Source organism: Type-C symbiont of Plautia stali (assembly GCF_059730935.1).
Map to the genome: position 1 here is coordinate 257,599 of NZ_AP035924.1, position 20,326 is coordinate 277,924.

The window sequence follows — 20,326 nt, forward strand, 5'->3', positions numbered from 1 at the left end:
ATGGCTTCTATATCAGCAGAAAAAAGTAACGCGATACAAGATATTTTTTCACGCAGTAAAGCGGTGATTGGTGTTATTCACTGTGATGCTTTTCCCGGCTCGCCGAAATATCGTGGTAAATCGGTGAGTGAAATTATCGATTGCGCTCTGCGCGATGCGGATAATTATCTGGCTGGCGGCGTACACGGTTTAATCGTTGAGAATCATGGCGATATTCCCTTTGCCAAGCCCGACGATATTGGTCCGGAAACAGCGGCATTTATGGCGGTGATCACCGATAAAATTCGCGAGCGTTTTGCTGCACCGCTGGGTATTAACGTGCTGGCCAATGCGGCAATTCCGGCGATTGCTACGGCATTAGCCGGCGGGGCAGATTTTGTGCGCGTTAACCAGTGGGCCAATGCCTATATCGCCAATGAAGGTTTTATCGAAGGGGCAGCCGCTAAAGCGCTGCGCTATCGCAATCAGCTGCGGGCCGATCACATCCGCGTGTTTGCCGATAGCCATGTTAAACACGGCAGCCACGCGATTGTCGCCGACCGCTCGATTCAGGAGCTGACGCGTGACGTCGACTTCTTCGAAGCCGATGCGGTGATCGCCACCGGCCAGCGCACCGGCGACAGCGCCACGCTGAGTGAGATCGACGAAATCCGCGCCGCAACGGCCTTGCCGCTGCTGGTGGGCTCAGGCGTGACGCCGGACAACGTCTGCCAGATCCTTGGCCGCACGCAGGGGGTGATTGTCGCCAGCACGCTGAAAGTTGATGGCGTGTGGTGGAACCCGGTGGAACTTGCGCGCGTGAAGCACTTTATGGCGGTGGCGCAGGCTGCGCTGGAGGAGGCGTGATGGAAAGCTTCAGCGACCGGCTGCTGACGCAGCATCAGGCGCTATGGCAGGCGATGCAGCAGCACCGCTTTGTCGTCGACATTGAGCACGATCGGCTGCCGGACAGCGTGTTTAATCGCTATCTGGTGTTTGAGGGTAACTTCGTCGCCACCGCCATCGCTATTTTTGCGCTGGCGGTGAGCAAGGCACCCGGCATTCGTCAGCAGCGCTGGCTGATTGGCGTGCTCAATGCGCTGGTGGATACGCAAATCGCCTGGTTTGAGGCGGTGCTGGCGCGGCGCGGCATTCAGCCAGCGGATTATCCGGACGATCTGCCCGGCGTCAGCGCATTCCGCGATGGCATGCTGAAAGTCGCGCAGCAGGGCAGCTATGCGGAAATCATCACCCTGATGTTCGGTGCCGAGTGGATGTATTACCACTGGTGCCTGCGCGTCAGCGCGCAATCGCAGCAGGACGCTGACGTGCGCCGCTGGGTAGAGATGCATGCCGAAGACGAGTTCCATCAGCAGGCGCAGTGGCTGAAAACCGAGCTGGACCAGTGTGCACTGACGCTCAGCGCGGCGCAACAGGCTCAGCTGTCGCAGCTTTACGCCCGCGTGCTGCAGTGGGAGATCGATTTCCACAGCGCGGCTTATCCGGAGAGCGCCCATGACTAGCTGTTTCATCGAAGCGCGCAACATTGGCAAACGCTTCGGCGCGTTAACAGCGCTAAGCCAGGTCAATCTGTCGATCCATCGCGGCGAAGTGCTGGCGCTGCTGGGTGACAACGGCGCAGGCAAATCGACCTTTACCAAAGTGTTATCCGGAGCGTATAGCGCCAGCGACGGCGAGCTGTGGGTAGACGGCAGGGCGGTGAAATTCACCTCGCCGCGCCAGGCCGCCGAGCACGGTATTGCCACCATCTATCAGGAGCTGGCGCTGGCAGAGAATCTGTCGATTGCCGAGAACGTGTTTCTTGGCCGCGAGCTGAAGCGCCGCGTGCTCGGCATTCCTTTTCTGCGCCGCCGCGCGATGCGCGAAACGGTGGATCGACTACTGACCGAACTCGATGCGCACATTTCCGATGCCGAAGCGGCGGTTGGCAGTCTGTCCGGCGGCCAGCGCCAGGCGGTGGCGATCTGTCGCGCACTCAATCTCAACGCGCAGCTGGTGATCATGGATGAACCCACCGCCGCGCTGGCGGTCGCGGAGACGCAGAAAGTCCTGCAGCTGACGCGCCGCCTGGCGGAACGCGGCTGCGCCGTGGTGCTGATCAGCCACAACATCAGCGATGTGTTTGCCGTGGCCGATCGCATGGTGGTGTTTCGTCGCGGCCGCAAAATCGCCGAGCGCCGTCACGCGGACACCACGCCAGACGAAATCGTTGCACTCATTACCGGTGCGCATCCTGATGCGCGCATTTTCGAAAACACCTAAGCACTCACACCAGGGGAAATCATCATGCATCGCATTGCTACTGCTGTTTGTTCGCTGTCGCTGCTGGTATCGGGTTACGCCTTCGCGGCACAAAAGGTGGCCTTCGTGCCGCAAATCATCGGTATTCCCTATTTTCAGGCGATGGAGGCGGGCGGCAAGCGCGCCGCGCACGATCTCGGCGTGGAGTTTGTCTACAGCGGTCCGGTAGATACCAACCCGATGGATCAGCTGCAGATCGTGCAGAACCTGATTGCGCAGAAGGTCAATGCGATTGGCATCAGCGTGCTGGATGCCTCCAGTATTGCGCCGGTGATGGCGCAGGCGCAGGCGAGTAATGTGCATCTGTTCACCAGCGACAGCGATGCGCCCGACAGCGGGCGGCCGGTCTATGTGGCGCAGGCCACCGATGAGGGCCTGGGCGATACGGTGATCGATGAGATGGTCAAACGCGTCGGCGAGCGCGGCAAAATTGGCATCGTCTCCGGCGAAGCCACCGCGTCAAACCTCAACAGCTGGATTGGCTTTATGCAGCAGCGGGTGAAAAGCAAATACCCGCACATTACGCTGCTCAAACCCCAGTACGCCGGCGGCTCCGCCAGCCGCGCGGCGCAAATCACCACCGATTTGATGTCCGCTAACCCCGATCTGAAAGGGGTGATTGCCATGGCCTCTACAACCTGTCCGGGCGTGGCGCAGGCCATCGAAACCGCCGGCAAAAACGGCAAGGTAATTGGCAGCGGTTTCTGCAGCCCGAACACCGCGCGCGCCTATCTGAAAAGCGGGGCGTTTGGCTATACCGTGCTGTGGGACCCGGAAAAGCTTGGCTATCTGACGGTGTGGGCGGGCAAACAGCTGATCGACGGGAAAGCCTTTGCCGCCGAAAACCACGTTCCCGGCTTTGCCCAACCGGTGACCTTTGACAGCAAAACCGGTGTGCTGCTGCTCGGCAAGCCGGCGGTGTTCACCAAAGATAACGTCGACCAGTTCAAATTCTGACGAGGCCTGTGATGCATATGACTTCGCGGGAAATCGTTCTGCTGGCGATCGCCGTGCTGGCTGGCGCTTGCTTTACGTGGTTTTCGCCGTGGTTTGCCACCGCTGACAACCTGCTGACCATTCTGCGCAACAGCAGCGAACTGCTGTTGATCGCGCTGGGTATGACGCTGGTGATCGCCATGGGCGGCGTGGACGTCTCGGTGGGCGTGGTGATGGGCGTGGCCGCGTGGGGCGTTGGACAACTGCTGATGCTGCAATCCCCGCTGCTGGCGGCGCTGGCCGGACCGCTTATTGGCCTGCTGGCAGGGCTGATCACCGCGCTGGTAGTGGTGATTGGCCGCATTCCGGCGATTGTTGGCACGCTGGGGCTGTTCGGCGTCTGGCGCACGGCGCTGTTTGTGCTGCTGGGCGGGCAGTGGCTTTCCGGTCTGCCGGGCGATCTGACGCACGCGCTGATGCGGCCGCTGCTGGGGCTGCCGCTGATGGCCTGGCTGATTATCGCGGCCTGGGCGCTGGTGTGGCTGGCGCTGCGCCATACGCCGTACGGGTTATGGCTGCTGGCCGCCGGCAACTCCGAAGAAAAAGCGCGGCTGGCGGGCATTCCGGTAACCCAGGTGCGTGTCGCGACCTTTGCTCTCAGCGGCGTGCTGTGCGGCCTGGCCGCCACCTGCTACATCGCCACCTATCGTAACGTGGAGATGACCGTCGGCGGCACGCTGGCACTGGAGGCGATTGCCGCAGTGGTGCTGGGCGGCACGCGCATTACCGGCGGCTCCTGCAGTCTGCTCGGCACGCTGCTCGGCGTGCTGCTGTTGCGCATTCTGCAAAATGGCCTGCTGCTGATTGGCGTGCCCTCGCTGTGGCAAACCGTGGTCACCGGGGCGGTGCTGTTGCTGGTGCTGAGCAGTGAAGCAGCCAGTGGGCGGCTGTTATCGCTAAGGAGGCTGGCATGAAATTGTGGCGCAAAGCCCCCGACCTGACGCTGCTGCTGGCGCTGTGGCTGTTGCTGCTGGGCGCCATCGCGATTGTGCTGCCGCAGATGCTGGCGGCATGGTCGCTGACCTCCATCCTGCAGTTTGCCACGCTGCTGTCGCTGGTGGCGCTCGGGCAGTCGCTGGTGGTGATGACTGGCGGCGGCGGCATTGATTTGTCGGTTGGCGGTAACGTTTCGCTCTCGGCGGTCATCGGCATGCTGGCGCTCGATCAGGGCATTGCGTCCGGCTGGCTGCCGCTGATTTGCCTGCTGAGCGGTAGCCTGGCCGGCGCGCTGAACGGCCTGCTGGTGGCGCGCTTACGCCTCTGGCCGCTGATCGTTACGCTGGGCAGTTTTTATCTGTTCTCCGGCCTGGCGCTGGCATTAACCGGCGGTGCGGCGCTGGCCGGCGTGCCGCCGCTGCTGACGCAGTGGGGCCGGGCGGCCATGCTGTCCGTTCCGTTGCCTTTCTTAACCTGTGTCATCCCGGCGTTTCTGCTGGCGTGGCTGATCCTCAGCAATAGCGCGTGGGGCAAATGGATCTACGCCTGCGGCTTCAACGAGCACGCCACGCGGCTGGTGGGCATTCCGGTCGATCGCCTGCGGCTGCTGGTTTACTGCCTGAGCGGTGCGCTGGCGGGCTGCGCCGGCTTTATTTCCCTGTGCTGGCTCGGCAGCGCCCGTCCGGAAATCGGCGTGAATCTTGAGCTGGAGTCGCTGACCGCCGCGCTGCTGGGTGGCGTGGCGATCTTTGGCGGGCGCGGCAGCGTAGCTGGCGTTCTCGCCGCCGCGCTGATGCTGGTCACCCTCAAAACCTGCATGTTGCAGCTGGGGCTGAACAGCGTGTGGCAACTGGGCGTGGTGGGCATGCTGTTAATCATGGTGTTAATGGCACAACGACTTTTTATCTATCGGAGATAACACATGAGTCTGACTGAAAAAATTAGCGCACACGTCGATGCCAGCGCGCAGCGTATCGCGCAGACATTATGCGACCTGCTGGCGTTTCCCTCGGTGGTAAAGGTCGATCCGCGCGAGGCCGGGCCAGGCGAGCGCGACTGCCAGTGCTATCTGCAGCAGCGGCTGATGGCGCTGGGCATGGACACTGATTTGTGGGATCCGGATGGCCCGGCGCTGTACCAGAAGTATCAGGGCCGTCCGGGCGCCAATAAAGGCCGCACCTTCGAAGGCCGGCCGAATCTGGGCGGCACCCTGAGCGGATCCGGTGGCGGCAGGTCGCTGATGCTTACCGGCCATATTGACGTGGTACCACCGGGTCCGGCGGAGCACTGGCACAGCGATCCATTTGTGCCGGAGATCCGCAACGAGGCGGTGTATGGCCGCGGCGCGGTCGATATGAAAGGCGGCGTGGCCTGCATGCTGATGGCGGTGGAGCTGCTGCAGGATCTCAACGTGCAGCTGGCCGGCGACGTGGTGTTCACCACGGTAGTGGATGAAGAGATCGGCGGCATGGGCTCGCTGGCAATGGTGGATCGCGGCTTCAAAGCCGATGCCGGTATCATGACGGAGCCCACTGCCAACCGCATCGCGCCGATTTGCCACGGCATTTTGTGGGCGCGCATCATCCTCGATGGCATCGGCGGCCATGCGGAATTAACGCCGAACAGCTGGGACAGCAGCGGTCCGGTTGATGCCGTGATGTTGTGTCGCCAGATGCTGGACGGGCTCGATGTGCTGAACCGCCGCTGGCAGACGCAGCCCGACAAAAACCATCCACTCATGGATCTGCCCAACCAGATTATCGTGACGCAGCTAAAAGTGGGCGAGCATCCGGCGTCGATTGCCGGCCGCGCCGAGATCGTCATAGACGTGCAGTATCTGCCGGCAGAAAAGGATGAGATGGGGCTGGGCGGTAAGGTAAAACAGGAGATTGAGGCGCACGTGGCGAAGGTATGCGCGCTGGATCCCTATCTGGCAAAGCATCCGGCGCGCGTGGAGTGGATACTGGATGCCGACTGCGCCGAGATCCCGGCCGATCATCCGTTTGTCAGCGCTTTTCAGCAGGGTGTCAGCGCCGCGGCACTGAATCCGCAGCTGGCCGGCTTTGGTGCCCACAGCGACATTGGCCTGCCCAGCACGCTGGGCCAGACGCCGACGGTCAACTTTGGTCCCGGCGATCCGGCGTTGTCGCATCAGCCTAACGAACATGTGCCGATTGCCGATCTGGTGGCCTGTACCAAAGCCATTGCGCTGACGCTGGTGCACTGGTGCGGGCTGGCGAAGGAAGCGGGGCGCTGAGAGCATTAACCACCGCAGTGACGCTGGCCGCAGAGGGCCGGCGTCATGCGTTAGCGCATTCTGTCACTGGCAAGGTGATAAACGTCACTGCGCTCGCGTTTACCCACCGCGACCACGGCGATGATCAACTGGTCATCAATCACCTGATAAACCAGGCGAAACCCGGAAGCCCTGAGTTTAATTTTGTAGCAGTCTTTAATGCCACGCAATTTGGCTGAGGGGATATGAGGATTTTCACAACATTTTTTGAGCTTTTTGGCAAACTGCTGCTGAATGGCTTTATCCAGCTTATGCCACTCCTTCAGGGCTTCTTCCCTGAACTTAACTGTCCATGTCACAGAAAGCTGTCCAAATCCACGTCAATCAGCGGCTGCTGTTGGCGTTCAGTTACCTTTTTAACCAGTTCCTGATCGTCCAGCGCTTCCAGCATTTGCTCGTAAAGTTGTGCGGGAACACAATAAAAGGCGGGCTGATTACGATTGAGAATCGCCACCGGCAAGCCTTCTCCCGCATTGACGGTCGCCATAGGATTCTTTTTTAATTCACTGACGCTGGCGCTCATATCGCTGAGAATGATGTTTGGCATACGTCTCTCCAGACTGGTTAACAGGTCTCAATATTATCAGCTTGATGACCTGTTAACCAGTCCTGACGGCTTAGCCATTCACATTTTCCCCCCTCCGCCAGCCCGCATGCATTGGCGGAGGGGGCCTGCATTACGGCTGATCGGGCAGCGCGGCGAGTAACTTATCCAGCGTCACCGGATAGTCTCTCACCCGAACGCCGGTGGCATTGTAGACCGCATTAACCAGAGCGGCACCGACGCCACACAGCCCCAGTTCACCGACGCCTTTGGCTTTCATCGGCGAAGAGACCGGATCGGTGTCATCGAGGAAAATCACCTCCTGCTCGGGCACATCGGCGTGTACCGGCACTTCATAGCCTGCCATGTCGTGATTGACGAAGTAGCCGAGCCGGGTGTCCACCGCCAGCTCCTCCATCAGCGCGGCGCCGAGGCCCATGGTCATCGCGCCGATCACCTGACTGCGCGCGGTTTTGGGGTTGAGGATGCGCCCCGCGGCACACACCGCCAGCATGCGCCGCACGCGCACTTCGCCGGTGGCGCTGTCGACCGCCACTTCGACGAAATGGCCGGCAAAGGTGGATTGCTGGAAGGTTTTGTCCAGATCGCCGAATTCCATGGTCTCTTCCGCCATCAGCGGACCCGCCGCAGTAAGCGGCAGGCGCTGCCCGTTGGCGTGAATGTGCCCATCGGCAAACTCTGCACTTTCCGCATCCAGACCCAACTGAGCGGCAACCTTCTCGCGTAGCCGGACGCAGGCCGCATACACTCCGGCCGTGGAGGTGTTGGCTCCCCACTGGCCACCCGAACCCGCCGAGACAGGAAACGCCGAATCGCCGAGCCGCACGCTGACCAGCTCAATCGGCACGCCCATCATCTCGGCTGCCGTCTGGGCGATGATGGTATAGCTGCCGGTGCCGATATCGGTCATGTCGGTTTCGACGGTGATTGTGCCTTGCGCATCCAGCTGCACGCGCGCGGCAGAGGGCGCCAGCAGGTTGTTACGGAAACCGGCTGCCACGCCCATGCCCACCAGCCAGCGCCCCTCGCGCCGTTGCCCGGGTTTAGCACAGCGCTCCGCCCAGCCAAATTTGCTGGCGCCGGTGCGCAGGCACTGCACCAGCTGGCGGCGTGAAAAGAAGCGCTCCGGATGCAGCGGATCGACCTGTGTATCATTGATGATGCGAAACTCAACCGGGTCGATACCGGCGATGGCGGCCATTTCATCCATGGCAATCTCCAGCGCCATCAGACCGGGTGCTTCACCCGGCGCACGCATCGCGTTGCCCTCGGGAAGATCGAGTTCGGCGAGGCGCAGCCCGGTAAGCCGATTGGCGGCGGCGTAGAGTAATTCAGTCTGCTGCACCGCAGTTTCCGGCGTTCCGCCCGGCAGATTACCGGACCAGCTTTCATGGGCAATGGCGGTGAGATGGCCTTGCGCATCGGTAGCTAATCGGATGCGCTGCCGCGTCGCTGGCCGGTGCGTAGTGTTGTTGGGGATCATCGGGCGCGGCACCATCACTTTCACCGCGCGTCCCACGGCGCGCGCGCCCAGAGCCGCCAGCAGCGCATCGCTTCGTAAAAACAGTTTGCTGCCGAAGCCACCGCCGACGTAAGGAGACAGCACGCGCACCTTTTCCATCGGCATGTCGAGCGTGTGCGCCAGGTCGGTATGGCACCAGTTAATCATCTGATTCGAGGTCCAGACCGTCAGGTGATCGTCCTGCCACAGCGCCATGGAAGCGTGCGGTTCCATTGCCATATGGCTTTGATCGGGCGTGGTGTAGGTGGCGTCCAGCGTAAAGGCTGCGCTGTGCAGGGCAGCATCGACGTCGCCCAGTGTTTTATCCGGCTCACCTTCGGGTGACGTTGTCACCTCTGGCTGGGCCGCTTCAAGATCGTAAGCTCCCGTTTCAGCCTGGCAGTTAACCTTAACCAGCTGCGCGGCTGCACGTGCCTGCTCAAAGGTCTCCGCCACCACCAGCGCCACGGCCTGGTGGTAGTGTTCGATTTTATTATTTGCCAGCAGCGTCGCGGTGTTGCGCTCTGCCTTGTTGAGCTTACCGGCGGTTGCTCCGGTGACGATGCCGAGCACGCCCGGTGCCTGTGCTGCGGCGTGGGTGTCAATCGAGAGAATATTGCCTTTGGCAACTGGCGCGCCGACCACATAACCGTAGGCCGCATCCGGTGCTTCAGCGTGCCATTCATAGGCGTAATGCGCCGAGCCGGTGGTTTTTAACGGCCCGTCGATGCGTGCCAGCGGCTGGCCGACGACGCGCTGCTGGTCGATAGGATTGGCGGTTGCAGGTGTGTCAAATTTCATGCGTTGCTCCTCGCTTCCGCGATCGCTGAGGCGAGCGTGCGCTGCGCCAGCAACAGTTTGTATCGGTTGGCTTCAGTGGGACGCGCATCAGCAAACAGCACGTCGCAGACCGCCTGTGCCCCGTGAGGAAGTTCAGCATCCGCCGCCGCGCTGCGCCACGGCTGATGGGCCACGCCGCCGACGGCCACCCGGCCGCCACCCTCAGGCAGGATAACCGCTGCTACTGAGACCAGCGCAAAGGCGTAAGAAGCGCGATCGCGCACCTTACGGTAAATGTGCGTGCCACCCAGCGGTGCAGGCAGGGTAACCGCGACGATCAGCTCACCCGGCTGCAGCACGGTTTCGATATGCGGCGTGTCGCCCGGTGCGCAGTAGAATTCAGCGATGGGAATAGCGCGCTGGCTGCCATCAGGGCTGACGGTTTCAATCACCGCATCCAGCACTCGCATCGCCACCGCCATATCGCTGGGATGGGTGGCAATACAGGCTTCGCTGACCCCCACCACCGCATGCTGGCGGCTGAATCCTTCGCGTGCGGCACAGCCCGTACCCGGCTGACGCTTATTACAGGGTTGATTAACATCATAAAAATAGGGACAGCGCGTGCGCTGCAGCAGGTTGCCAGCGGTGGTGGCCTGATTGCGCAGCTGGCCTGAAGCACCCGCCACCAGCGCGCGCGTCAGCACGGCATAGTCGCGCCGGATGCGCGCATCTGCCGCCAGATCGGTATTGCGCACCAGCGCACCAATACGTAAGCCGCCCCCGGCGGTGGGTTCAATGCTGTCCAGCGCCAGTCCGTTAACATCAATCAGGTGCGACGGGGTTTCAATTTCCAGCTTCATCAAATCGAGCAGATTGGTACCGCCGGCGATAAAGCGTGCGCCCGGATGCTGCATCGCGCTGCTGGCGGCCTGTGCAGGCGTCGCAGCCCGTTCAAAGGTAAAGGCTCTCATGCTTTCTGGCCTCCGGCGTACTCTTCAATGGCGGCAAGAATGTTGGCATAGGCGCCGCAGCGGCAGATGTTGCCGCTCATGCGTTCACGAATCTCTTCATCGCTCAGCGCTGGCACGGCGGTCAGATCGCCCGTGACATGGCTGGGAATGCCCGCCGCAATTTCCTGCAGCACCGCCAGCGAGGAGCAGATTTGCCCCGGCGTGCAGTAGCCGCACTGATAGCCGTCGTGGCGGATAAAGGCGGACTGCAGCGGGTGCAGATCATCAGGCGTGCCGACGCCTTCAATGGTGGTCACTTCGGCATCCTGCTGCATCACCGCAAGAGTGAGGCAGGCGTTGATGCGCCGGCCATTGACCAGCACGGTACAGGCGCCGCACTGACCGTGATCGCAGCCTTTTTTGGTGCCGGTCAGGTGTAAATGTTCGCGCAGCGCGTCCAGCAGCGTGGTACGGGTATCCACGTTAAGCTGCTGAGGTTCGCCGTTCACCTGCAGCGTGACTGGCACCGTGACGGGGGCCGGCGCGGCGGAACCGGCACCGGCTGTCAGCCGGGCTCGCTCTGTCTCTTCCTGCTGCGGTGAATACCGCTGCGTCTTCTCATCGCGTGGGTTGCTCATGCCTTTGCCTCCGGACAAGTGGCGAAATGAAATCTCAATGACACCGATTTTTATAAGGTTTTGGAAAACTTTAAGCATAGACGTCAATACGCAGACGACCATGCGGCAGGGGGAAACGGATCTCAGCAACGGACAAGTCTGAAGCCTGTCGGACTGTTCACGGTGACAAATACCCACATTCATGATTAATATGCATGCTTTGCTAAACCGTTTTAGCGATTAAGTGAGACTAAATCATGATGAAACGTATCTGGTGTCTGGGTGATGCCGTAGTGGATTTGCTGCCTGATGACGCAGGCCGTTTGTTGCAGTGTCCCGGCGGCGCGCCCGCCAATGTGGCAGTGGGTATCGCCCGGCTGGCGGGCAGTAGCGGATTTATCGGACGGGTGGGCGACGATCCTTTTGGCCAGTTTTTGTGTCGCACGCTGGCGCAGGAAAAGGTGGATGTTTCCCATATGCGCAAAGATGCGCAGCAGCGCACCTCCACGGTGGTCGTGGCCCTGGATGAGCAGGGCGAGCGTACCTTCACCTTCATGGTGCGCCCCAGCGCCGACTTATTTCTCACGCCGGACGATTTGCCGCGATTTCAGTGTGGCGAGTGGCTGCACAGCTGTTCGATTGCGTTACTCGCCGAGCCGTCGCGCACGGCGGCGTTAACCGCCATGCAGCGCGTGCGTGAGGCGGGCGGTTTTGTCAGCTTCGATCCCAATATCCGTCTCGATTTGTGGTCCGATGCGGCGGAGTTGTTGCAATGCCTCAGTGCGGCCCTGCAACGGGCGGATGTGGTGAAGCTCTCCGTGGAAGAACTGGCCTTTATGACGGACACCGCCGACATTGACAGCGGCATCGCGCAACTGGCGCAGCGCTTCTCCGTTAAATTGTTACTAGTCACGCAGGGCAGCGCTGGCGTGCGTGCTTATTTTAATGGCCGGCAAATTCACTATCCCGCGCGCGCGGTGATCAGCGTGGATACCACCGGTGCCGGCGATGCCTTCGTGGCGGGACTGCTGTGGGAACTGGCGCAGCAGGGCCTGCCGGCGGATGAAGCGCAGCTGGCGGCCTGCCTGCGCACGGCGCAGGCGTGCGGGGCGCTGGCCACTACCGCCAAAGGCGCGATGACCGCGTTACCCAACCATCAACAGCTACAGCAGCACAGTATCTGACCCCGCCGTTTTCCCTGTTTTGCGATGTATCTCACATCCACTAAATCGGTTTAGCAAAATCCATTGCGCTTTAAAAAATGGCACCGCTATGATGCGGTGCCTAAACCGGTTTAGCAAAAAAATACATCTGATGATAGCCTTGCCTCAGGGATGCAAAACAGTGAAAAAAAGCATAATCGCGATAACCCTTAGTACCGTATTAGGCTCAGGCTCAGCCTGGGCGGCAGACGACATGAGCAGTATTGAAGCGCGCCTGGCGGCGATGGAAAAACGGCTAGCCGCGGCTGAACAGCGTGCCAGCGTGGCGGAGCAGCGCGCGCAGGCGGCGGAACAGCAGGTGCAAAAGCTGGCTGTGGTGCAGCAGCAGAACCCGACGCCGGTTGCCGTCGCACAGACCGAACCGCGCGCCGCTCAGCCTGTTGCGCCCGCCGCCAGCAGCGAGTCAGAGGGCTTTGAGTTTCATGGCTACGCACGCTCTGGCCTGTTGATGAACAGCTCCGCTGCGAAAACTCTGGGCGGGCCCACCGTCACGCCAGCCGGTGAGACCGGCGGTCACGTCGGGCGGCTCGGCAATGAGCCGGATACCTACGTTGAACTTAACCTCGAACATAAACAAACGCTGGCCAACGGTGCCACCACGCGCTTCAAGGCGATGCTGGCCGACGGACAGCGCACCTACAACGACTGGACTGCCGCCAGCAGCGATCTCAACCTGCGTCAGGCGTTTGTCGAACTGGGGCAGCTACCGACCTTCACCGGTGCGTTCAAAGACTCCACGGTGTGGGCCGGTAAGCGTTTCGACCGCGATAACTTCGACATCCACTGGATCGATTCCGATGTGGTGTTTCTCGCCGGAACAGGGGCCGGTATTTACGACATGAAGTGGGGCGATGACGCCCGCAGCAACCTGTCGATTTATGGTCGCACCTTCGGGGACATCGAAAATAACGACAACACCGCGCAAAACTACATTCTGTCGCTGAATAACTTCGTCGGGCCGCTGCAGCTGATGGTGAGCGGCATGCGCGCGAAAGATAACGATCAGCGCACCGATATTGACGGCAACCGCGTGAAAAGTGATGCCGCCAGTGACGGTGTGCACGCCCTGGTCGGATTGCACAACGACAGCTTCTACGGTCTGGGTGAAGGTTCAGCGAAAACCGCGCTGCTGTACGGTCATGGCCTCGGTGCAGAAGTGAAGAGTATTGGTTCCGACGGCGCGCTGTTGCCGCAGGCGAACACCTGGCGGCTCGCCAGCTACGGCATGACGCCGCTGGGCGCGGGCTGGCACATCGCGCCGGCGCTGCTGGCGCAGAGCAGCAAAGACCGCTATGTCAAAGGCGACAGCTATGAGTGGGCCACCGTGAACCTGCGCCTGATACAGGAATTTACCCAGAACTTTGAGATGCAGTATGAAGGCTCATATCAGTACATGGATCTGCGGCCTGAAGGCTATAACAATCGCCAGGCCGTCAGCGGCAACTTCTACAAGCTCACCGTTGCCCCCACGCTCAAAGCCAGCGACGTGGGCGAATTCCTCAAGCGTCCGGAAATCCGCCTGTTCGCCAGCTGGATGGACTGGGATCATCGTCTGGATAACTACGCCAGCGATGACGCCTTTGGCAGCACCGGCTTTAAGTCCGGCGGCGAGTGGAACTTTGGCGTGCAAATGGAAACCTGGTTCTGATGAAACGGCCCGCATGCGGGCCGCTTAGCGCATGATGGCATAACAACCAAAAACAGAGGTTACTATGGATTTTGTTACTCTTTCCCGGTCGCTGCTGCCGCTGCTGGGAGGCCGGGAAAATATCGCCAGTGCGGCGCACTGTGCCACACGTTTGCGCCTGGTACTGGTGGATGATGCCAAAGCCGACACCGCCGCGATTGGCAAACTGGAGGGTGTGAAGGGCTGTTTTCGCAATGCCGGACAGCTGCAGGTGATTTTTGGCACTGGCGTGGTGAATAAAGTGTATGCCGCGTTTATCCGCGAAGCTGGCATCAGTGAAACCAGTAAATCTGAAGCCGCGGACATCGCCGCGCGCAAGCTCAATCCGTTCCAGCGTATTGCGCGTCTGCTGTCGAACATTTTTGTACCGATCATCCCGGCGATTGTGGCCTCTGGCCTGCTGATGGGACTGCTCGGCATGGTTAAAACCTACGGCTGGGTTAACCCCGACAACGCGCTGTATATCATGCTGGATATGTGCAGCTCGGCGGCCTTTATTATCCTGCCAATCCTGATTGGCTTCACCGCGGCGCGTGAGTTTGGCGGTAACCCGTTCCTCGGCGCCACGCTCGGCGGCATCCTGACGCATCCGGCGCTCACCAACGCCTGGGGCGTGGCGGCCGGCTTCCATACCATGAACTTTTTCGGTATCGAAGTGGCGATGATCGGCTACCAGGGCACGGTGTTTCCGGTGCTGCTGGCGGTGTGGTTTATGAGCGTGCTGGAGAAGCAGCTGCGCCGGGTGATTCCGGACGCGCTGGATCTGATCCTGACGCCGTTCCTGACGGTGATTATCGCCGGCTTCGTTGCGCTGCTGGTGATTGGTCCGGCAGGGCGGATGCTGGGCGATGGTATTTCATTCGTCCTCAGCACGCTGATTGCCCATGCCGGCTGGCTGGCCGGACTGGTGTTTGGCGGGCTTTACTCAGTTATCGTGATCACCGGCGTGCACCACAGCTTCCATGCGATTGAAGCCGGGCTGCTGGGCAATCCGGCGATTGGCGTCAACTTCCTGCTGCCGATTTGGGCGATGGCTAACGTGGCGCAGGGCGGTGCCTGTCTGGCGGTATGGTTCAAAACCAAAGATGTGAAAATCAAAGCCATCTCGCTGCCGTCCGGCTTTTCAGCGCTGCTGGGTATTACCGAGGCGGCGATTTTCGGTATCAACCTGCGCTTTATGAAACCCTTTATCGCCGGCCTGATTGGCGGCGCGCTGGGCGGTGCCTGGGTAGTGTCGGTGCATGTGTATATGACGGCTGTCGGTCTCACCGGGCTGCCGGGCATGGCGATTGTGCAGGCCAGTTCGTTGCTTAACTATGCCATTGGCATGGTGATTGCGTTCAGCAGCGCATTTATGATCTCTTATCTGCTCAAATACAAAACGGACGCGGAATAATGGCGGCTTCTACATTGTTACCCGATATTTTACAGGCGGTGATGCGCGGTCAGCCGCGCGCGCTGAACGATGCGCATTATCCGGGCTGGCATCTGGCACCCGTCACCGGATTGCTTAACGATCCGAACGGCTTTATTCACTTCGCCGGGCGTTACCATCTGTTCTATCAATGGAATGCGCTGGGCTGCCAGCATCAGCATAAATGCTGGGGCCACTGGAGTTCAGCCGATCTGCTGCACTGGCAGCATGAACCCATAGCGTTAATGCCGGATGAAGAGTATGACCGCAGCGGCTGCTATTCGGGCAGCGCCGTTGACGATAATGGCGCGCTGACCCTGATCTATACCGGCAACGTGAAGTTTGCCGATGGCGCGCGTACCGCCTGGCAGTGTCTGGCGGTGCAGAATGCGCAGGGCGGCTTTGACAAGCTCGGGCCGGTGATCGCGCTGCCCGACGGCTATACCGGACACGTGCGCGACCCGAAAGTGTGGCGGCATGGCGAACACTGGTTCATGGTGCTGGGCGCGCAGGATTTGCAAAAGCAGGGCAAAGTATTGCTGCTGCGCTCGGCGGACCTGCGGCAGTGGCACAATCTGGGCGAGATTGCCGGTAGCGGCCTGAACGGGCTGGCGGCAGCCAGTTACATGTGGGAATGCCCGGACATGTTTACCCTCGGCGATACCACCTTCCTGATTTGCTGTCCGCAGGGGCTTGCGCAGGAACAGCATCGTTTTCTCAATGCACATCCCAGCGCGTGGCTCTCCGGCGATCTTGATTACGCTAACGCCAGCTTTAACCATGGCGAATTGCATGAGCTTGACGCCGGTTTCGAATTTTACGCGCCGCAAACCACGCTAACCGCCGACGGACGCCGGCTGCTGGTGGGATGGATGGGCGTGCCGGATGGCGAGGAGATGCTACAGCCTACGGTGGCCAATGGCTGGATCCATCAGATGACCTGCGTGCGCGAACTGGGCACGCGTGATGGCCGGCTGTTCCAGCGTCCGGTTACTGAACTGCAGGCGCTGCGCAGCGCTGAACAGCACTATCAGGGCCCGGCAGATGATGCGCCGGTCATTGATGCGCAGCGGCTGGAGTTACTGCTGAGCGGGCAGGGCGACATCACCCTGAATTTCGCCGACCAGCTACGGCTGGAGTGGCGCGCCGACGGGCTGCGGCTCGCGCGGCGCAGTCTGGCAAACGGCGAGTGGCAGTTCCGTTACTGGCGCGGCGCGGTGAGTCAGCTCCAGTTACTGTGCGATCACTCCAGCGTTGAGATTTTCATTAATGAAGGGGAAGGGGTGATGAGCAGCCGCTACTTCCCGGCGCATCCGGCGCAATTAACCCTGACCGGACACGCAGAAGTGACGGCGCGCTACTGGTCGTTGCGGCCGTGCATGGTAGAATAAGTCATTGTTTCCTTAACCGATGCACTGACGTGAGAAAAACCAAACGCGTTACCATAGCGGATATCGCCGCGCTGGCGGGGGTGTCCAAAGCCACCGCCAGCCTGGTGCTGAATGGCCGTGGCAAAGAGTTGCGCGTGGCGAAAGAGACGCGCGAACGGGTAGTGACGCTGGCGCGCGAACATCACTACCAGGCCAGTATTCACGCGCGCTCGCTGCGCGATAATCGCAGCCATACGCTGGGTTTAGTGGTGCCGGAGATCACCAACCATGGTTTTGCCGTGTTCTCGCACGCGCTGGAAAATCTGTGTCGCGAGGCGGGCTTACAGCTGCTGATCTCCTGCACTGACGAGAACGCCGGGCAGGAGCGGGTGGTGGTGGATAATCTGGTGGCGCGTCAGGTGGATGGGCTGATTGTGGCGTCCAGCATGTTAAGCGACAGTGACTACGTCAAATTGAGCGATCAACTGCCGATTGTGCTGTTTGACCGCTACGTTAATGATACGCAGTTGCCGCTGGTGATGACCGATTCGGTCACGCCGACTGCCGAGCTGGTGGAACGGCTGGCGCGTGCCAATCCGGATGAGATTTATTTCCTCGGCGGTCAGCCGCGTCTGTCACCCACCAAAGACCGTCTGGCCGGTTTTATGCAGGGTCTTGAGCGGGCAGGTGTGACGCCACGGCCGGAGTGGATCATTCACGGCAACTATCACCCGAGCAGCGGTTATGAAATGTTTGCCGCGCTGTGCGCCCGGCTGGGGCGTCCACCCAAAGCGATTTTCACCGCCGCCTGCGGCCTGCTGGAAGGGGTGTTACGCTACATGAGCCAGCATCACCTGCTGCACAGCGACATCCGCGTGGCCAGCTTTGACGATCACTATCTGTATGACTCACTGACACTGCCGATCGATACCGTCGAGCAGGATGTGCCGCGCCTGGCGCAGGAGTGTTTTACGCTGCTCACTACCATGATTAACGGCGATGACCCCATCAGCCAGCATACCGTGCTGCCGGCAACGCTGCGGCTGCGCTTTGGCAAGTAGCGCAGCCGCATTGCGTTTCACGACTCAATCGGTCTCCGGCTCACACACCTGCCATCTGACCGAGCTGACGCCTTTTTCCAGGCTGATGCGGCTGACCAGATTTTCCAGCTGATCGGTCAGGCTGGGTTTACCCAGCACTTCCGCATTTACCGCCATGCGGTGTGAGGGTTCCAGATCCTCACTGTGCAGGGATTGCAGCCGCAGACCGCTGCCGCCAAGGCTGTGCAGCATCAGGCTGCGCACCTGCACCTCATCGGCCGCCAGACAGATGATCTGCACTTTGTAATACTGGCTGGCGTCTTCCGCAGTAATGATGCTCTGCCGATTGATACCCTGTGCCATCTCGCGCAGCAGGATGTTGGCGCACAGAATAACCACACAACCGATGCCTGCCTCCAGCAACAAGCCCATGCTGCATAACACGCCAATCGCCGCGGTACACCACAGCGTGGCCGCGGTGTTAAGGCCGCGCACATTCAGGCCATCGCGCATAATGACGCCACCGCCGAGGAAGCCAATGCCGGAAACCACATAGGCGGCGACGCGCGAGGCATCTGCGGCAATTCCCGGCACGCTTTGCGTCATCAGTACAAACAAACAGGCACCGGTGCTGACCAGCGCATTGGTGCGCAGCCCGGTCAGGCGCTGGCGCAGCTGGCGCTCGCTGCCAATCAGCGCGCCCAGAATCAGCGCGACCGTGACGCGCAATAAAAAGATTTTCCAGTCCATGTCAGACCTCACTCCATCACCGCCGGGCAATGGATGTTCAGGGTTATAAGAATGGATTACAGCGGGGCCAGACAGAACGCAGGAAAAAGGGGGGAGGGAAATCCACCGTCTTAACGCAGGGCTAAGACAGCGATGAGGCTATCTCAGCATCGGCACCGATTGTAATCGTGTGGGACAGGTGTCCAATTGTGTATCCTCATCAGTAAAAATTTCGCCGGCATTGTAGACGCTTTGCTCCGTCAGAGCGAAGACAAATCGCGCATCGTTTAAGCGGGGTTGAACAGGCATGAGATAATCACGCGTTTTCACCACAATCAGGCTGGGGTATCTTCTAAAAAACGTTTCATAATTAATTATCTGCGCTCATCCAAATACCCTAAGGTCTGACATGCAACCAATCAGTCTGCAAACCCGATACCGTTCTGCAAACGAGAACACCATTGCGCTGTGGGCGAAAAATGCAGGCATCGGGAACATCCGTGAAGAGAACTACTACGATCCGGTAAAACTGGCGCTTGCCGCAGGGATAAAGCCGTCAGTTTCCTTACCGGTGTTACGTCTGATTGATGAATTGCAACGACTCACACTGGCAGATCCGCTTGCCGATACGCTGCCAGCGCAAGGCCTTCATTTTACTTTTTTGCCTCTGACTTTACCGCTGTATAACGTCAACGAGCCTTTACCAGCGAAAGCGGCACAAATGACCACAATCTGGCAGGAATTTGCTGCGAAAAAAATCCTTATCCGGGATCTGCGCTTAGTGGCGTTGCCCAGTCAGTTATTGCTTGCGGGCATACCTGATACGCCTGCGATTGCCATGCGCCATTCATTCTGTGAAAAGGTTCTCGATTCAGACTGGAAAAATGAATTGCTGATGCGGCATGGCAACAGCTCGTTGCCGGCACCATTCTGGCATAGCACGCTACTGCGCTACAGCGCTGAGTTTTTACCCGCAGTTTTGCGTCAATTCTTTTATGAACGTCAGGACATCAATTTTGGTGCGGTGGCGGGAGAACTGATGCTGGCGAAGACTAACTACAACTGGACGAAGTGTTATCCGTTATTGCCGGCGAGGGTTTAAATATGGTGAGTGCGCCATAATTGGTAGCCATTAAACAAATGGGGCTGTGTGCGGATACTACTGATTCACCTTTCGGGTCAAAGTGCGCATAATCATGATTATGTTAAATAAAACGTCTCGTCAGGTATCGCAGTCCTTCAGTTTCGTCCTTTACGCCTCTTATCCCCACAGCGGCACTGATGATTATTGACTGATACTCTTAACATTCCCGGCTCGATGGCCGGGATTGTATTTGTTGGGTCAAAATAGTGCGTGTAACAGTGAATCTTCCCTTACTCAGCTCTTCACCATTAAGGCTTAAGAATATCATTTCGATCAGTCAGATGTAGCTTAAAGGCAAGCTAACCCCCCCTATTTCAGGTGAGCTTTAATTCGCTTACACAAAAACTCATAGAAGTTGTTCGCATAATGCAGTGAATTCCCAGAGGGTAACCTCTGAAATATTGGACACTCTCCATCTTTAAGTTGCGAGTAGTCAAAATAGAATATTTCACCAAAATCAGTTTCACTCACAACTAGTTGTTTTTCTTTTGCCTTACCATTTTTCACGTCAGTTAGATTCTGATAAACAATATCTCCACCACAGACATCCTTAAAATCTATGCCATAAATACTATATATTTCCTCGCCACCAATTTCGCCGCCAACATACTCCTTTAAAAAAGCTTTATAGGATGGCGTAAATGGAAGACCAAGAGTTTTTTCAGCTCGTTCAATCCACTCACTATCAACGGCATTTTCAGCATTTCCAAAATCGACAAAATCACTATTATTAGCAATAAGCTTCGCAACATCTGATAACGTATATTCGCTCAT

Annotated in this window: 20 protein-coding genes; 13 read left to right on the forward strand and 7 right to left on the reverse strand. The window is 59.2% G+C overall.

Annotation, left to right across the window (positions count from 1 at the left end):
* From AC6I7J_RS20375 to AC6I7J_RS20405, 7 genes are read left to right on the forward strand one after another with little or no spacing between them, the layout of a single operon-like run.
* On the forward strand, window positions 1–846 hold the full coding sequence (locus AC6I7J_RS20375) for a BtpA/SgcQ family protein (RefSeq protein ID WP_058770146.1): 846 nt from the start codon (window positions 1–3) through the stop codon (window positions 844–846).
* On the forward strand, window positions 846–1,502 hold the full coding sequence (locus AC6I7J_RS20380; RefSeq protein WP_159377741.1) for a TenA family protein: 657 nt from the start codon (window positions 846–848) through the stop codon (window positions 1,500–1,502). The genes AC6I7J_RS20375 and AC6I7J_RS20380 overlap by 1 nt, the downstream gene beginning before the upstream one ends.
* Window positions 1,495–2,262: an ATP-binding cassette domain-containing protein gene (locus AC6I7J_RS20385; protein ID WP_058770147.1), complete on the forward strand. Its 768-nt coding sequence runs from the start codon at window positions 1,495–1,497 to the stop codon at window positions 2,260–2,262. The genes AC6I7J_RS20380 and AC6I7J_RS20385 overlap by 8 nt, the downstream gene beginning before the upstream one ends.
* Before the next feature lie 24 nt (window positions 2,263–2,286).
* Window positions 2,287–3,258 (forward strand): autoinducer 2 ABC transporter substrate-binding protein, encoded by a 972-nt coding sequence (locus AC6I7J_RS20390; RefSeq protein WP_058758760.1) that lies wholly within the window; start codon window positions 2,287–2,289, stop codon window positions 3,256–3,258.
* 11 nt (window positions 3,259–3,269) lie between these two features.
* On the forward strand, window positions 3,270–4,211 hold the full coding sequence (locus AC6I7J_RS20395; RefSeq protein WP_262258584.1) for an ABC transporter permease: 942 nt from the start codon (window positions 3,270–3,272) through the stop codon (window positions 4,209–4,211).
* Window positions 4,208–5,152, forward strand: a complete 945-nt coding sequence (locus AC6I7J_RS20400; RefSeq protein ID WP_282995709.1) for an ABC transporter permease — start codon at window positions 4,208–4,210, stop codon at window positions 5,150–5,152. The genes AC6I7J_RS20395 and AC6I7J_RS20400 overlap by 4 nt, the downstream gene beginning before the upstream one ends.
* Window positions 5,153–5,155: 3 nt before the next feature.
* Window positions 5,156–6,490, forward strand: coding sequence for a M20 family metallopeptidase (locus tag AC6I7J_RS20405; RefSeq protein ID WP_498007445.1), 1,335 nt, complete (start codon window positions 5,156–5,158; stop codon window positions 6,488–6,490).
* Between the two features lie 50 nt (window positions 6,491–6,540).
* Here the strand turns inward: AC6I7J_RS20405 and AC6I7J_RS20410 are convergent, their stop codons facing one another.
* The 5 genes from AC6I7J_RS20410 to paoA all read right to left on the reverse strand — a co-directional run bounded on the left by AC6I7J_RS20410 (window position 6,541) and on the right by paoA (window position 10,966).
* Entirely contained in the window at window positions 6,541–6,828 is a 288-nt protein-coding gene (locus tag AC6I7J_RS20410; RefSeq protein WP_058770149.1) for a type II toxin-antitoxin system RelE family toxin, read from the reverse strand.
* Window positions 6,825–7,076, reverse strand: a complete 252-nt coding sequence (locus AC6I7J_RS20415; protein WP_104093611.1) for a type II toxin-antitoxin system Phd/YefM family antitoxin — start codon at window positions 7,074–7,076, stop codon at window positions 6,825–6,827. The genes AC6I7J_RS20410 and AC6I7J_RS20415 overlap by 4 nt, the downstream gene beginning before the upstream one ends.
* Window positions 7,077–7,206: 130 nt before the next feature.
* Window positions 7,207–9,396: an aldehyde oxidoreductase molybdenum-binding subunit PaoC gene (gene paoC / locus AC6I7J_RS20420; protein ID WP_498007446.1), complete on the reverse strand. Its 2,190-nt coding sequence runs from the start codon at window positions 9,394–9,396 to the stop codon at window positions 7,207–7,209.
* Window positions 9,393–10,349: an FAD binding domain-containing protein gene (locus AC6I7J_RS20425; protein WP_059010878.1), complete on the reverse strand. Its 957-nt coding sequence runs from the start codon at window positions 10,347–10,349 to the stop codon at window positions 9,393–9,395. Before AC6I7J_RS20425 ends, paoC begins: the two co-directional genes overlap by 4 nt.
* A complete protein-coding gene (paoA, locus tag AC6I7J_RS20430; protein ID WP_498007447.1) occupies window positions 10,346–10,966 on the reverse strand; it encodes an aldehyde dehydrogenase iron-sulfur subunit PaoA in 621 nt (206 codons plus the stop codon). The genes AC6I7J_RS20425 and paoA overlap by 4 nt, the downstream gene beginning before the upstream one ends.
* Before the next feature lie 236 nt (window positions 10,967–11,202).
* On the opposite strand from paoA, the gene cscK reads away from it, so the two are divergent.
* From cscK to AC6I7J_RS20455, 5 genes are all read left to right on the forward strand, one after another.
* Window positions 11,203–12,129: a fructokinase gene (gene cscK / locus AC6I7J_RS20435; protein WP_059010876.1), complete on the forward strand. Its 927-nt coding sequence runs from the start codon at window positions 11,203–11,205 to the stop codon at window positions 12,127–12,129.
* Between the two features lie 130 nt (window positions 12,130–12,259).
* Window positions 12,260–13,816, forward strand: coding sequence for a carbohydrate porin (locus AC6I7J_RS20440; protein ID WP_498007448.1), 1,557 nt, complete (start codon window positions 12,260–12,262; stop codon window positions 13,814–13,816).
* A 64-nt stretch (window positions 13,817–13,880) separates the two neighbouring features.
* The gene (locus AC6I7J_RS20445) at window positions 13,881–15,251 is read left to right on the forward strand and encodes a sucrose-specific PTS transporter subunit IIBC (RefSeq protein ID WP_021509443.1); all 1,371 of its coding nucleotides are present in this window, start codon (window positions 13,881–13,883) and stop codon (window positions 15,249–15,251) included.
* Window positions 15,251–16,660, forward strand: coding sequence for a sucrose-6-phosphate hydrolase (locus AC6I7J_RS20450; protein WP_498007449.1), 1,410 nt, complete (start codon window positions 15,251–15,253; stop codon window positions 16,658–16,660). The genes AC6I7J_RS20445 and AC6I7J_RS20450 overlap by 1 nt, the downstream gene beginning before the upstream one ends.
* A gap of 29 nt (window positions 16,661–16,689) precedes the next feature.
* The gene (locus AC6I7J_RS20455; protein WP_264252000.1) at window positions 16,690–17,700 is read left to right on the forward strand and encodes a substrate-binding domain-containing protein; all 1,011 of its coding nucleotides are present in this window, start codon (window positions 16,690–16,692) and stop codon (window positions 17,698–17,700) included.
* 24 nt (window positions 17,701–17,724) lie between these two features.
* On the opposite strand, the gene AC6I7J_RS20460 is transcribed toward AC6I7J_RS20455, so the two are convergent.
* Window positions 17,725–18,429 (reverse strand): MgtC/SapB family protein, encoded by a 705-nt coding sequence (locus AC6I7J_RS20460; protein WP_215800981.1) that lies wholly within the window; start codon window positions 18,427–18,429, stop codon window positions 17,725–17,727.
* Window positions 18,430–18,817: 388 nt separating this feature from the next.
* Here AC6I7J_RS20460 and AC6I7J_RS20465 point away from each other — a divergent pair, with 388 nt between their 5' ends.
* Complete coding sequence (locus AC6I7J_RS20465; RefSeq protein ID WP_498007450.1) at window positions 18,818–19,510, forward strand: hypothetical protein; 693 nt, start codon at window positions 18,818–18,820, stop codon at window positions 19,508–19,510.
* 351 nt (window positions 19,511–19,861) lie between these two features.
* Here AC6I7J_RS20465 and AC6I7J_RS20470 read toward each other — a convergent pair whose 3' ends face one another.
* Window positions 19,862–20,326, reverse strand: coding sequence for an SMI1/KNR4 family protein (locus tag AC6I7J_RS20470; protein WP_211727130.1), 465 nt, complete (start codon window positions 20,324–20,326; stop codon window positions 19,862–19,864).

What these genes read in the sequence shown, in the direction of transcription:
- AC6I7J_RS20395 (WP_262258584.1), top strand. Translation starts at nt 3,270, where the DNA reads ATGCATATGACTTCGCGGGAAATCGTTCTGCTGGCGATCGCCGTGCTG.
- AC6I7J_RS20465 (WP_498007450.1), top strand. Translation starts at nt 18,818, where the DNA reads ATGCAACCAATCAGTCTGCAAACCCGATACCGTTCTGCAAACGAGAAC.
- AC6I7J_RS20470 (WP_211727130.1), bottom strand. Translation starts at nt 20,326, where the DNA reads ATGAGCGAATATACGTTATCAGATGTTGCGAAGCTTATTGCTAATAAT.
- AC6I7J_RS20405 (WP_498007445.1), top strand. Translation starts at nt 5,156, where the DNA reads ATGAGTCTGACTGAAAAAATTAGCGCACACGTCGATGCCAGCGCGCAG.
- AC6I7J_RS20415 (WP_104093611.1), bottom strand. Translation starts at nt 7,076, where the DNA reads ATGCCAAACATCATTCTCAGCGATATGAGCGCCAGCGTCAGTGAATTA.
- AC6I7J_RS20390 (WP_058758760.1), top strand. Translation starts at nt 2,287, where the DNA reads ATGCATCGCATTGCTACTGCTGTTTGTTCGCTGTCGCTGCTGGTATCG.
- paoC (WP_498007446.1), bottom strand. Translation starts at nt 9,396, where the DNA reads ATGAAATTTGACACACCTGCAACCGCCAATCCTATCGACCAGCAGCGC.
- paoA (WP_498007447.1), bottom strand. Translation starts at nt 10,966, where the DNA reads ATGAGCAACCCACGCGATGAGAAGACGCAGCGGTATTCACCGCAGCAG.
- AC6I7J_RS20400 (WP_282995709.1), top strand. Translation starts at nt 4,208, where the DNA reads ATGAAATTGTGGCGCAAAGCCCCCGACCTGACGCTGCTGCTGGCGCTG.
- AC6I7J_RS20460 (WP_215800981.1), bottom strand. Translation starts at nt 18,429, where the DNA reads ATGGACTGGAAAATCTTTTTATTGCGCGTCACGGTCGCGCTGATTCTG.
- AC6I7J_RS20425 (WP_059010878.1), bottom strand. Translation starts at nt 10,349, where the DNA reads ATGAGAGCCTTTACCTTTGAACGGGCTGCGACGCCTGCACAGGCCGCC.
- AC6I7J_RS20380 (WP_159377741.1), top strand. Translation starts at nt 846, where the DNA reads ATGGAAAGCTTCAGCGACCGGCTGCTGACGCAGCATCAGGCGCTATGG.
- cscK (WP_059010876.1), top strand. Translation starts at nt 11,203, where the DNA reads ATGATGAAACGTATCTGGTGTCTGGGTGATGCCGTAGTGGATTTGCTG.
- AC6I7J_RS20450 (WP_498007449.1), top strand. Translation starts at nt 15,251, where the DNA reads ATGGCGGCTTCTACATTGTTACCCGATATTTTACAGGCGGTGATGCGC.
- AC6I7J_RS20385 (WP_058770147.1), top strand. Translation starts at nt 1,495, where the DNA reads ATGACTAGCTGTTTCATCGAAGCGCGCAACATTGGCAAACGCTTCGGC.
- AC6I7J_RS20375 (WP_058770146.1), top strand. Translation starts at nt 1, where the DNA reads ATGGCTTCTATATCAGCAGAAAAAAGTAACGCGATACAAGATATTTTT.
- AC6I7J_RS20440 (WP_498007448.1), top strand. Translation starts at nt 12,260, where the DNA reads ATGATAGCCTTGCCTCAGGGATGCAAAACAGTGAAAAAAAGCATAATC.
- AC6I7J_RS20445 (WP_021509443.1), top strand. Translation starts at nt 13,881, where the DNA reads ATGGATTTTGTTACTCTTTCCCGGTCGCTGCTGCCGCTGCTGGGAGGC.